Origin of the sequence: Bdellovibrio bacteriovorus HD100, from assembly GCF_000196175.1 — a bacterium.
Classification (GTDB): domain Bacteria; phylum Bdellovibrionota; class Bdellovibrionia; order Bdellovibrionales; family Bdellovibrionaceae; genus Bdellovibrio; species Bdellovibrio bacteriovorus.
Genome location: NC_005363.1, coordinates 2,185,575 through 2,198,210, shown reverse-complemented (window position 1 = coordinate 2,198,210; position 12,636 = coordinate 2,185,575). Strand labels below are relative to the sequence as shown.

The following is a 12,636-nucleotide window of genomic DNA, read 5'->3' as shown; positions in this document are numbered from 1 at the left end:
TCCTCAAGGATTAGACGATTACTGGTGTTTGTACCACCCTGAGATTAGCTGTAAAATCCCAGTTAGATCATGGAGTTAGGCCCTTTTGGCAGGGTTGGCACAAGCATCGCAACAGAGTCTTGGTGAGAGGTCCATCAATCAACCGGACCTTTTAAGTGAGGCTGATATGAAAACATTCAACTCTAAACTGATCTTCCTGCTGGCGGCGTTCTCTTTGATGGGCGTTGGTTGTGGTAAGAGCAATCAGTTCCAGACTGGATCCAACACCAACACTCCAGTTGTTGATGGTGGAGTTGATGGCAGCGTACCAACTTCCCCAGATGGTTCTGGTTCATCTTCTTCCGGATCCACTTCTGGCAGCAACACGGTTGATTTCGTACCGACATCATTTACTGAGTTCAGTAACTATGTGGCATCTCACCCGCTGAACAATCCATCCAACTATAAGTTGACCGTGGATCTGCAAAAGCTTGAGAGCGGCCGTTATGCCGGTTCTGTGAAGATCTCTTATGTGGATACAGGTTATCAGTATCAAGGTGTGTTTGAGTCCGGTTCTGGCACCAATCAGAAACTGAGCGGTCTGCAGGACAACAACATGCTGGAGTATAACTATAACTACTGGTTCAAATACGGCAGCAAGACAGTGTTCAGCGCTTACTTCCAGGATGCTCAAGGTGCCATTGTCCTGATCGTGGATAACGTTGTGAATCAAGGTGACGGTCAAGGCGGCGGATATGTAACAGGTTCTGTCTACTACAAGAACTTCGCACAGTCCTACGTACAACAGTCTCCTTACAGAAAGTGCTGGTACATCCGCTCTGGTCCATACAACTGCCGCGCTTCCGCGGTGATTGACAAGACCAGCCTGTACCCGGCAGACGGATTCAAAAAGCTTGGAACATTCTCTGGCTTGGCGAAATCCGCAGCGTTTAAATAGTCGGCCCCGGCCGGCAGTGCCGAAGCGCAGCTACTCCGGCGAAGCCGGAGTGTGGACGGGCGCGCAGGCTGAAGCAGTTTAAGAATTTTAAAAAAAGAATTTATTAATTAACCAGGAGAGAAAAAATGGAAGGACTTAACAACAAAACTTTAAGTTTTCCAGCAAAGATGTTCACACGAGCTTTCGCAGCGCTGGGTATGGTACTGGCTTTGGCCGCCTGCGGAAAAGGCGGTGGTGGCGGCGGGACAAACACCAATGTGGGTTTGAACTGTCTGTCGCAAGCTTGTGGAAATATCACAGCACCGGTTGTGCTGACGACTTTCCAATCGCAGTCTTCGACAAGCAATCCAGAGATCATTTTGCAGAACATGCAGATCATCGTGTCAGCGAACCTGATTCAGCAAAATGCCTCCGGTAACAACTACAACAACTACCAGGGGCCAATCGCGATTCAGGGTCAGATGGTTGTGACCAAGCAGATGCTGGATGTGGATACAATCACGGGGGCTCAGTTGACTCCTTGTGTTTTGCCAGCAGGGACTTACAATTTGCAGACTTTGACGACTGGAACTATGGGCTTGGCTGGCGGCGATGTGAATGTGCCGGCAATGCTGAGCAACGTGGGTAACATCGAAGTGAAGATCGAAAACGGTCAGTTGTTCACTTCCGGAACCCGTCTGTTCGCTAAAGTTTCTGTGACCAGAGTCAATGGTTACGCTTGCTCTGGCAGATTCTTCGGTTCCTTCTACTAATCCTCACCAAATCCAAACAAACGAATCACCAAGCCCCGGGGAAACCTGGGGTTTTTTCTTGCGTATGGATGAAAGTCTGGGTCTAATAAGGGTATGGAACTACCTCTTTGGATCGACTTCTTTGATGAACTGCAAAATGTACGAGGACGCTCCCAGAATACGGTGATGGCATATCGCCGCGATTTGGAACTCTATCTTGAGTACCGTAAAACCGGTAAAACGGTGCCGGGCTTTTATGAGTTTATGAAGAAAAATAAGCTCTCCACACGCTCTCAGGCCCGTGTGATCTCTTCTTTGCGCACTTACTTCAAATTCTGTGAAACCCGCGGGATGAAATGCCCGGAGCTGCGTGAGCTTCGTCCACCCAAAGTGAAAGTGGGCTTGCCAAAGGTTCTGACTCCGCAAGAGTTCCAGCAACTTTTTGATGCGGCAGAAGTGCCGGATGCCGTGAAAACCGCACGCAACCAGCTGACGTTGTTGTTCCTGTACGGTTTGGGCTGCCGTGTGTCTGAACTGATCGGTCTGAATGTGGTTGATTTCAATCAGACGGACCGTTGGATCAAGGTTTTGGGTAAGGGCAATAAAGAACGCCTGGTGCCTTTGACTGAAAAGCTGGCAGAAAATCTGACAGTTTATTTGAAAGAACACCGAATGGCTCTGGTGAAAGAAAATAGCCCGTCTATTTTGATCAACGACCGTGGTCATCGTCCGTCCCGCGTGGATGTGTGGAGATGGCTGGCGGCGTGGTCGGCGCGTGCAGGCTTTGCTGAGCCGGTGAATCCGCACCGATTCCGTCATGGTTGTGCAACGGCTTTGCTGGAAAGCGGAGCGGATCTGCGATCCATTCAGATGCTGCTGGGACATGCTAGCATCCAGACAACGCAGATTTACACCAACGTCACCACCAACACGATGACCAAAACCATCGAAGAACACCATCCGCTGTCACAGATGGTGGATGCGGATAAATAGTCCGGCTTTCGAAAAGGCTCCTCTCTGAGGGGCCTTTTTTATTTGTTCTATAGCGGGCCTGAACTTGCTTCTGGGCCCTGTCATGAAAATCCAATCACTTATTCGAAACAACGACCGTCTGGTGCCTGTGGAAGTGGAGCTGAGCTTCGTCCCAGGGTTGCCGCAAATTCAATTCTTAGGCTTGCCGGATCAGGCGATCAAAGAAAGCATCCATCGTATTAAAAGCGCCATCCGCAATCAGGGCTATGAATTCCCGAAAGCGCAGCAGATTTTGGTGAACCTGCGACCTTCGCACTTAAAGAAAACTTCGCGGGGGTTGGAGCTGGCCGTGGCTTTGGGCATTTTGTGGGAAACAGAACAAGTGCCAAAGCCCTTGGATGGGGAAGCCTTGGTGTATGGAGAGCTTTCCCTTGGAGGGGAGGTGTTTGAACCGGGGGATCTGCATGAAGACTTTGATCCCGAAGTTCCATTGACCGTGTGGACCGGAGACGGGGACGGGCGCTCATCACCCTTTGCGCGTTCGTGTTTGCGGGAGTTAAAATCCGTGACAGCGCCCGAGATCGTGGCCCATGCTCCGCGCGAGTATTCAATTGAACGTCCGTCGTTTGGTCTTGATCTGGAGTTCCCAGAACGTCAGGCAAAGCTTTTAAAACTTGCCGCCATTGGCGAGCATTCCGTACTGCTGGCTGGCCCTGCGGGTTCGGGAAAAAGCACGATCGCCAAAGCGCTGCACGCCTTGCTGGCGGCTCCCACGCAAAAAGAGATGCATGAAATCCGTCAGAACAACAAAGGCGGTGCCGAGGCGCCTTTGTCTTGGCGCCCGCTGGTGCATCCTCACCATTCGACTTCGCCGCTGGGATTGATCGGCGGGGGAGTGCCGCCGTTTAAAGGCGACATCACCCGTGCGCACAAGGGGATGATGGTTTTAGATGAATTGTTGGAGTTCAACCCGCGCGCGCAAGAGGCGTTGCGAGAACCCATGGAAGACTTCCGCATCCGCATTCGTCGCGGAAGGTACGTGGAAGAGCATCCGGCCGACACCCTGGTGGTCGCGACCACGAACCTGTGTCCCTGCGGGGATTGGGTGCCGCAGGCCAAGGTCATCTGCGGGCGTTCGATTAAGAAATGCCATTCCTATATGGAGCGCCTGTCGGGGCCTTTGGTGGATCGCTTTCAGATCACCTTTTTCACCCGCAAGCGGGAAGAGGGCGGGACGGTCACCGGGATCAGTCTTTTAAAAGAGCTGGAAGAGGTTCGGGCATTTCGGGCCGCCATGGCCGGAAAAGATCCTCGGTTTTTAAGGGTGGCCGCCCGCTGGAGCTGGGAAGAGCTGACCCAGGATTTGCCGGGGTTTTATATGCGCGAGCTGTTCCCGAAAGAGCTGTCCTCTCGGCGTCGGGAGCTTGCGACGCTCCGGGTCGCGAGGAGTTTGGCCGACCTGATGAAGGCTGAAAAGCTTCATCCGCTTCATGTTGAGGAAGCCTTAAAGATCACCCACCTTCCGTTTGAAGCTTTAAAACGACTTGGGGGATAAATATTGACTTAAACGGGGGGAGGGATTAATTTGGTCCTTCCTTCGCATAAGAAAATGCACATGGTGATGTGGCCGAGGGGTTAGGCTCAGCTCTGCAAAAGCTGCTACAGCGGTTCAAATCCGCTCGTCACCTCCAACTTTAAACCCGCTTAACAGCGGGTTTTTGCGTTTTAAGCCCCTTTCCGATCTCAGAATGGTCCATTGACTGAAACTTGGTTGGGAATGTTCTAAACAGGTCGATATCCTCAATCATATGACGATGGTTCCCAAGTACTTATTGGATATGCCCGCGGCGGGAATTGCCGGAGTAAAATTTCGAAATGATTTTGTAAAGTGGGACGATATTCGGTCTGTCGCTATAAAAGGCGATCGTCTGGTGCTACGTCGAAAAGGGATGGTTGTATCAATGTGGGTGCCGTTGATGCCATCCCAATATCAAAGATTCCGGAACCAAGTATTGGAATTTGCTCCATTAGAAAGTGAAGTCCGAACTTTGCTAAAAGATCGCATGGATTGTCCGGTACAACCTCAAATTGTTAAGGTCATCTTTGCTCTGATTCTGTTGATTGCCGCAGGAGTATTCATTGTTGCCTGGGCCTATAAGGACAAGTTGAAAGAGCATTTGGAGGAGCAAGTTAGCCCCCTATACGCACATAAAGTCGATAACCCGCGTAGGGGAGCTGCACAATATGGTCAACTTTGAAAAAGAAGCTAAAGTTCAAGCTTGGTTTTTGGGTATGCCAGTTATTTTTGGCATACCGGCATTATTCATTCCGTATTTTGGGTTAGAAGGATTCGTTCCGGCTCTACTGCTCTTTCTCGGCGGCTGGTTTGTGATCTCCGCAAAAGTAAATTCAAAGCTTAGAAGTCGACTTCTGATTGAATGGGGACCTCAGAGAATGCTTCCTCGGGAAAAGCACAGATATTTCGTCGGTTATCTTCTGATTATTCTCAGTGTTTTATTAATTCCAACGTTAAAATACGTTCTTTAAGAGTGGATCTCGCCTCCATTGCTGTTCGGTAATTCTCCTTTCGTTTTTACTATAAATAGAATTGTATTTGCGATGAGATGTAAAAGCAGTTACATGATGGCCTACATTCAAAAAAGGATTATTATGAAAACTGTGATCGTTGTTTCTGCCATTCTTTTCGCACAAATCTCCTCTGCAGCAAATCTGACAAAGGCTGATTGTGAATTGATACTGAGTATTCCCGAGGTAACTGAAGAATATCGCCAGACTGAATACAACAAATGTCTTGCTGATATTTCTTATTCAATCGACGAACAAATGACCTGTGCAAATCACTGTGATTTGTTGGTCCAGTATGGTGCTGCAGATGAGCAGTTTGGACAGTGTGTAAGTGACTGTCTTGAGAAAAGTAGATCTTGCCAATAGCCTGAACCAGGACAGAAGCACAAAACCCGCTTAATAGCGGGTTTTTGCATTTTAGGGTTCAATTAAAAATACTCTGCCTAGAGCTTTGGTCCAAGAGTGCGCAGCACGGCTCCGGAAAAAGACAAGATGTCTGCTCACGAATCTGCAAACTAACAGATTGCGCAGTCCCCGCACGTAAGGAACTATTTTCGGGGGGTATATAAATGATGGAACATCATCACGACCACCATTCCGGCGGACAGAGGCAGGTGACTTCCGCGATAGACAAAAAATCTGCTGGCAAGTCTTTGCAACCTGCTCACAGTCATGATTCCCGTTCGGAAATGGTTGATGATTTTCGTATCAGATTCTGGATTTGTCTTTTTTTAACTCTCCCAATTCTAGTTCTTTCTCCAATGATACAACATTTCGCGGGGCTTGGTGGTGCGCTTCGGTTTCGTGGGGATTTGTACGTCAGCTGGGCTCTTTCGTCTGTTGTCTTTTTCTATGGTGGGTATCCGTTTTTAAAAGGATTTATCAGTGAACTAAAGGCAAGAGCTGCGGGGATGATGACCCTGATTGCTATTGCTATTAGTACGGCCTATGTGTACTCGACCGCAGTCGTTCTGGGACTGGCGGGAATGGAGTTCTTTTGGGAATTGGCGACTCTGATTGATATCATGCTGCTCGGGCATTGGATTGAGATGAAATCCATCTTGGGTGCCTCCAGATCTTTGGAAGAATTGGCAAAGTTGATGCCTTCAAGTGCTCATAAGGTCGTGAAAGATGGATCGACTCTGGAGGTGCCGATAGAGGAGTTGGTTCCGGGCGATCTCATTTTGGTGAAGCCCGGTGAAAAAATACCCTCCGACGGCATTGTGGTGGACGGAATATCATCGGTGGATGAATCCGCTCTGACAGGCGAATCCAAGCCGGTTCCCAAAGAGGAAGGTGATGAGGTTATTGGTGCGGCCATCAATGGGGAAGGCTCGCTGACGCTTCGGATCCATAAGGCCGGGGCCGATTCATACCTTAATCAGGTCATTGAACTTGTTCGGCAAGCCCAGGAAAGCAAGTCAAAGACGCAGGATCTGGCCAACAGGGCGGCGTCTGTTTTGACTTTTGTCGCGTTGGTGGGTGGGGTGCTGACATTGGTGGCTTGGTTGGCTTTATCAGATCAAAGCTTGGCATTCGCAATCGAACGGGCGGTCACCGTGATGGTGATTGCATGCCCTCATGCTTTGGGTTTGGCGGTCCCTTTAGTCGTGGCAGCGTCGACATCCATTGCTGCGACAAGCGGTTTGCTGATCAGGGATCGGGCGGCATTTGAACGGTCGCGCAATGTGAACGCCATAGTCTTTGATAAAACGGGAACACTCACCGAAGGGCGATTTGGAGTTACAGATATAATTTCATTTGGAGAGAAGTTTTCAAAAGGCGAGGTGCTTTCTTTTGCGGCGGCGATTGAGGCCCATTCTGAACACCCCATCGCCAAAGGGATTGTTGCTGCGGTGGACGGCACCCGGCCAGTGTCTTCCTTCAGGGCGGTTCCGGGCAAGGGGGCCATGGGAGATGTTGACGGGAAAAATATTCTTGTGGTGAGTCCTGGGTATCTTCGCGAAAATCAGATGCAGATTCCAAAGTCAGCTCAAAAGGATCTAGACCAACTTTCTGTGCAGGGAAAGACTGTCATCTTTGTTATATGCAATAAAGAGCTGATCGGAGCGATCGCATTGGCTGACATAATCAGATCTGAGTCGAAGGAGGCGATTGGTATTCTTCGGAATCAGGGCATAAAGTGCATGATGCTGACTGGAGACAGCGGACTGGTTGCCAAGTGGGTCGCCGACGAGATTGGTCTTGACGAATACTTTGCGGAGGTTTTGCCTCATCAGAAGTCTGAAAAGATTTCCGAGGTTCAGAAGCGAGGGCTGATTGTGGCAATGACCGGAGATGGCGTCAACGATGCTCCGGCGTTGGCACAAGCGGATATTGGAATTGCGGTGGGTGCTGGAACTGACGTTGCTATAGAGACGGCGGACATCATTCTGGTTAAAAGCAATCCAAAGGACATCGTCGCGATTATCACTTTGGCCAAGGCAACCTACAGGAAGATGATTCAGAACCTGTGGTGGGCCACGGGATACAATATTATCGCGATTCCTTTGGCAGCAGGTGCTCTTTATAAAATGGGAGTCGTTCTGAATCCGGCGGTGGGGGCAGTGCTTATGTCGGTGAGTACTGTTATTGTTGCCGTTAATGCCAGATCATTAGGAATTTCATCTGAAAACAAAAGTTCATAACCTAATTTGAAAGGATCATCATATGAAAGCGTTTATAGGAAGCTTTATTGTTGTTTTGGCCTGCCTGAGTTTTGAAACCTCTATTGCGGCTGATCAGCAGCATAAGGAGCATCATCCTGACGAAAAGGGGATGCCTATGAAGGCAAAAGGTTCCGGGATGATGGATATGCATGAGATGATGAGTCAGTGTATGAAAATGCATAATGATGAAAAGATGTGCGGCCACCAAACAATGGAAGAGTGCAAAGCCAAGATGGCACATGGGGAGTGTGAAAAGATGATGAAAGCAGGACCTGCTCCCAAAAAACAAAAGAAGTAAGGCGCCTTGTTATGGTAGTTGGTTGCAGTGAGAGACTTCCCTTGTCTATTCTGTTTTTCGGGAAGACTCCACTGCCACCAAATGAAAGTCCGACCAGCGCACTTTCATCAGCCATTGGATGGAAATGGCATGGGCAAGGATCCCACCAAACATCATCAGGAACCACATGATAAAGAACGGACCCAAGGGCATGTTCTTTTGAATTTCTTCCGGCGTGGCGCCGGGTTCTGGGGTGGGCATAATGAAGAACATCAGAACACCGGTGATGATCATTACCGGCAGCATCAGCACCATCATTCTCCACGACCAACTGACAAGAATTTTAACGGCTCTTTCAAGGGTGACTTCGGTGGTTTGCATGGATGTCCTTTAGCTCGCTTTCGGGATGTTTTCTTGTTCGGGTTTGTCCGTCGGATTCTTCTTAATGTAGTCCAGCGCGCGGATGCAGGCGATGAAGCTGCAGGTGAAGATGACGGCGATCGCCAGGCCGCCGACACCCGTGTACTTGATGGTGTATACACGATCGCCCAGATAAACAATCAGGGCCATCCAGCCGGCCGCTTTGGAGTGCTCCGAGATAAAGTAGGCCAAGACTCCGTAAATCAAGGCACTGCCCCAGGCGTCTTTGGCCATAGGTATATCAATGACTTGGTACTTGTATAAAAGGCTTAGGGTGATACCCATAGCAGCGATAAAGATGCAGATGCCGACGGCACGGCGGACCAGGGCTTCGGCGTCAATGCGATCGTTGATTTCTGGCCAGAACAATGTGGGGGGCTTGCGCTTCTGCTCCATAAAGTCCTCCGACTGTTCTTATCGGAAATAAACTAAATTAATTTATGTTTTAGAGTGAACTTATTAAATTGAGACACGAGTATTACAGAGGTGTCGGGAAAAGAGCGGTTTTAAGAATTCGCTTTTTAGTGGTATCCAGCAGCAGCAACCCCAGTGGAGTCACTTGCAGAGTGATAGGGCGGAATGTGGTTAGACGAGATGGCAAAACCCAGCCCGCGGTCGGAATCTGCACAAAGCCTTCATCCGGATGTGCGGCCCACACTTGGCCTTGAGTGGTGCCTTCGGTTTGAGTGACGAAATAGCTCCAGCCCGTGGCATTGTCGTGAACGGCGTGGGTCCAAGAGGCGATGGTGGGCTTGTTCGGCAAAGCCGCGAAGTTGGTGACATCGTAAATTTTAGGGCTGCCGGATTCGGTGGCAATGGTGACTTTACGCAATCTCCAGCCGTCAAAGATCAAAAGATCACCGTCGGCATTGGCTTGCAGGCCAGAGATATCGCTTAAGTATGCCCCCCAGGCATTCTGGCCATGATCAGTTCCCACATAGTTTGCCGCCCCCGCGCCACCAACCACAGGCGTGATTTTCCCGGTGTCTTTGTCGGATTCAAAGATCCAAAGATTGGCTTCGTCGAGCAGGCCTGAGGAGCCATAGAAATACAGTTTGTTGTTGGGAAGGAACGTTGCGATCTTGCGGTATGAATGCAGGTTATAGCCGGTGTTCATGGTGTTGAATTGCCCGACGTCCACCGCGGGGTAGGCACTGGCCGCAGAGGTGGCCTGATAATAATAAGGCCCGACAGTCAGGCTGTATTCCAAAGTGCTCGCATCCCAGGTGCTCATGCCATAAGAACTCCACAGATTGGCCGGAGTGCCTGCGATTTGCGAGAAAGCGGCAATGCCCGTACCTGAAATAGTCAGCGAGGCATAGGCAGAACTGTTGCCTGCAGAGGCATGGTAGCCCGTGGCGATGTGATCGATGGTCTCAGAGCCGGGCACAGTCGTGTTGACGTGCAGACGTCTTAGATGGCGCGGACCGCGCACATACAGATATTGCGAAGCCGGCTCATAGGCGATGCTGGAAATTTGTGTGAACGCCGTTTTGGAAGGATCTGTGCCGTTGCCAAAGGTGAAGAACGGGACTCCGGCCACCATCGTGCTGGTGAACGAGCCACTGTCATCCACGACTTTGAAGAGCTCGTTGGTGGTGGTGGAAAAAGCATAGATAAAGTCTTTGGCGGCGCCCATGTAAAAGATGGTCGACATGTTTTTATAGTGCTTGTCCAGATTGAAGCTTGCGGACCAGGTTTCTGTCGCCAGGTCGAAGTAAGCGATCTTGTTGCCCTCATACTGAGCGCGCAGGCAATAAAGCTTCCCTGGCAATCCTGAAACTTGAGTGCAGCGATTGAAGAAGGTGTTCCAGGTGCCGGTGGTCATCCCCACCTGGGCGATCTTGTACTTTCCGTAGGTGCCTTGTTGTTGCAGTTCAAAAGTTGAACCGTTGATTTGAATCCAGATTTTGTTCAGGTCCGGTCTGACAAGTGTCAGGTACAAGTCTGAGGTTGGGCAGGGGATCGGAGAAACATCCGCCATGGTATCAACAGCCCCCATGGTTCCGCAGGTGCCCGGAGTGCCCATGACCAGTACTGGATTTTTCGCGGTTGAGTTTACGTCCACCATCCAGAACGCTTCATTTGAGAAATAGAACAGATGCCCTGTTTTTACGTATCGGATGCTGGAAGCCTGTTCTTTGTTCAGGACATTGCTGTTGATGGTGATTGTGGGAAGGGTTTTGCTCCACAGAACTGTTTTGTCGGAAATACGAATGCGTGCCAACTGGGAACACGGCAGGCTTAGAACCAGCATTTCATCGGATTCGTTGATATCCAGAATCATGGGGCTTGTGAATTTTCCACTTCCAATATCGCAAAGCGGGTTGAAGGGTTCCCCCAGCCAAGTTGAAACCAAACCGGTTTCCGAATTCACTGTCGAAATACTGTTGAACTTGGTGTAATAAATTCGATTTAAGGAATCCGCAAAAAAACCGTACATTCCCGTTGTGGCATTGGCCGTCAGGTCTGCGGCGTTCATATGCACGCCGTTGCTTAGGTTTCCGGGTTCACCTATTAGAACGGTCCACTGCGAATTCACTGCATTTGAAATAGCACTGGTGACGACTCCGGCATCCGATACGCAGGAAATCAGAAACTTTAACGGGGTCGTGGCGCTGATGGTCTGGCCCGCCGGGGTCAGCGATGGCACCACCCAAGAATGATTTCCGGTGGTGGCGCTGAGGTTGTTCGGGCGATTTGTTGCAATGGTGTGATAGCTGATGCCGTCATCCACGGTGTATTCGATCAAGCTGATCGGGTTTGCCGCCAGAGGAATCGGCCCGGCCCCCGGACTGCAGGACCACTCGATGTTGATGGTGGCACCAGGTGCATAAGTTTGACCGCCGACAGGGGACGTGAGGTAAACCAACGGAGGGTTCCCCAAATCCAATGTCACCGAGTCACTTAGTGTGTTGCTGACTGTTCCCGCAGCATTTCTGACCTGGGCATGGATTGTTTTGAAGCCGCCGGGATTTTTCAAAGTGGTTGTCCCCGCGGCTGAATACGGAACCCACGCGGCGTCAGAGAAATCCGCCAGCTCTGAAAACCTCATGCTGGTGATGGCAGCAAAGGCCGAAGAAGCGGTCAGTTGCGTTGTTGTGTAAGCAAGTCCAATGGTTGGAGCATTGTTGGCAATGGTGAAGGCCGACAGGGTCACCGCTCCTGAATCCACGATCCAGTTGTAGGTCAGGGGCACGCTGGTGTTTCCGGCTGTGTCTTTGGCGCGGATTGAAAAACTATGCGCCCCTTGCGAAAGGGATGGATAGGATTGTCCCGTCACGCAATCGACGTAGTCTTCAGTGTCTATCTTGCACTGATAACCATCAAAAACAGCGCCGCCGATTTCGGTGTTGGTAAAGTTGAAAGTGGCCGAGTCGCTGGTTGTCGCTGTCGCGGGCTTGGCCGTGATTTGCACTGCCGGTGCCGTCAAATCCACTGTCCAGCTGTAGGTGTATTCAGCCGAAAGGTTGCCGGCCTCATCCACCGCCTTGATTGAATAGGTGTGCACGTCTTCAATCAGGCCCACCAATGGCACCAGAGGACTGCAGGTTTCAAAGTTTCCTGTGGGCTGGCTGCCACTGGTGTGTTTGCACTGATAACCCGCAATCGGTGAAGTCGCATCGCCGGCTGCGAAGTTAAAGACGGCGGTGCTTGAATTATTCAGGGCCGTCGGTGTTTGTGTGACATTCAAAGTCGGCTGATCCGTGTCGACGGTCCATTGGAAGGACGATTCCCCGGCAAGGGTGCCTTCTGCCTCCAACGACTGCACCTTGAATTCATGTGTACCATGTGCCAAACCGCTCAAGGTGTGGGGACTGGTGCAATCATACCAATCACTTTGATCCAAAGAACATTTGTAGGACTTGATCACACTGTTGGCAGCTTTGAAATGAAAGGTTGCTGAAGTGGAGGAAGAAAACGCCGTGGGTTTTTGCGTGAAGAGCGGCATTGAAGATTGGATGTCAGAAATCTCGAGTTCCGCCGTGCACGCTGAAAGAAACATAACAAAAAATAAAAATCCGGCCTGCAATGAGGCGGATC

12 protein-coding genes and 1 tRNA gene are annotated in these 12,636 nt (G+C 50.3%); 10 read left to right on the top strand and 3 right to left on the bottom strand.

The genetic code is table 11. The features are described from left to right. Window positions 1-166 precede the first annotated feature (166 nt). The 10 genes from BD_RS10530 to BD_RS10485 all read left to right on the top strand — a co-directional run bounded on the left by BD_RS10530 (window position 167) and on the right by BD_RS10485 (window position 8,193). On the top strand, window positions 167-937 hold the full coding sequence (locus BD_RS10530) for a hypothetical protein (protein ID WP_038449586.1): 771 nt from the start codon (window positions 167-169) through the stop codon (window positions 935-937). A 125-nt stretch (window positions 938-1,062) separates the two neighbouring features. Next, the gene (locus tag BD_RS10525) at window positions 1,063-1,689 is read left to right on the top strand and encodes a hypothetical protein (RefSeq protein WP_011164727.1); all 627 of its coding nucleotides are present in this window, start codon (window positions 1,063-1,065) and stop codon (window positions 1,687-1,689) included. Window positions 1,690-1,782: 93 nt separating this feature from the next. Then, window positions 1,783-2,661, top strand: a complete 879-nt coding sequence (locus tag BD_RS10520) for a site-specific tyrosine recombinase (protein ID WP_011164726.1) — start codon at window positions 1,783-1,785, stop codon at window positions 2,659-2,661. Between the two features lie 82 nt (window positions 2,662-2,743). Beyond that, window positions 2,744-4,195 carry an ATP-binding protein gene (locus tag BD_RS10515; RefSeq protein ID WP_038449581.1) on the top strand — a complete coding sequence of 484 codons (1,452 nt, stop codon included), beginning with the start codon at window positions 2,744-2,746 and terminating at the stop codon, window positions 4,193-4,195. A 62-nt stretch (window positions 4,196-4,257) separates the two neighbouring features. Further along, a tRNA-Cys gene (locus BD_RS10510) sits at window positions 4,258-4,331 on the top strand. Window positions 4,332-4,448: 117 nt separating this feature from the next. Further along, window positions 4,449-4,898, top strand: a complete 450-nt coding sequence (locus BD_RS10505) for a hypothetical protein (RefSeq protein ID WP_041583560.1) — start codon at window positions 4,449-4,451, stop codon at window positions 4,896-4,898. Further along, window positions 4,885-5,187, top strand: coding sequence for a hypothetical protein (locus tag BD_RS10500; protein ID WP_038449577.1), 303 nt, complete (start codon window positions 4,885-4,887; stop codon window positions 5,185-5,187). Before BD_RS10505 ends, BD_RS10500 begins: the two co-directional genes overlap by 14 nt. A 123-nt stretch (window positions 5,188-5,310) precedes the next feature. Beyond that, on the top strand, window positions 5,311-5,592 hold the full coding sequence (locus tag BD_RS10495) for a hypothetical protein (protein ID WP_011164724.1): 282 nt from the start codon (window positions 5,311-5,313) through the stop codon (window positions 5,590-5,592). A gap of 203 nt (window positions 5,593-5,795) precedes the next feature. Continuing rightward, window positions 5,796-7,874 carry a copper-translocating P-type ATPase gene (locus BD_RS10490; protein ID WP_011164723.1) on the top strand — a complete coding sequence of 693 codons (2,079 nt, stop codon included), beginning with the start codon at window positions 5,796-5,798 and terminating at the stop codon, window positions 7,872-7,874. A gap of 22 nt (window positions 7,875-7,896) precedes the next feature. Then, window positions 7,897-8,193: a hypothetical protein gene (locus BD_RS10485; RefSeq protein ID WP_011164722.1), complete on the top strand. Its 297-nt coding sequence runs from the start codon at window positions 7,897-7,899 to the stop codon at window positions 8,191-8,193. Between the two features lie 45 nt (window positions 8,194-8,238). On the opposite strand, the gene BD_RS10480 is transcribed toward BD_RS10485, so the two are convergent. The 3 genes from BD_RS10480 to BD_RS10470 all read right to left on the bottom strand — a co-directional run bounded on the left by BD_RS10480 (window position 8,239) and on the right by BD_RS10470 (window position 12,598). Beyond that, a complete protein-coding gene (locus BD_RS10480) occupies window positions 8,239-8,553 on the bottom strand; it encodes a hypothetical protein (RefSeq protein WP_011164721.1) in 315 nt (104 codons plus the stop codon). Between the two features lie 9 nt (window positions 8,554-8,562). Next, window positions 8,563-8,988 carry a hypothetical protein gene (locus BD_RS10475; protein WP_011164720.1) on the bottom strand — a complete coding sequence of 142 codons (426 nt, stop codon included), beginning with the start codon at window positions 8,986-8,988 and terminating at the stop codon, window positions 8,563-8,565. 82 nt (window positions 8,989-9,070) lie between these two features. Next, window positions 9,071-12,598: a hemagglutinin gene (locus BD_RS10470; RefSeq protein ID WP_231839129.1), complete on the bottom strand. Its 3,528-nt coding sequence runs from the start codon at window positions 12,596-12,598 to the stop codon at window positions 9,071-9,073. Window positions 12,599-12,636: the final 38 nt, after the last annotated feature.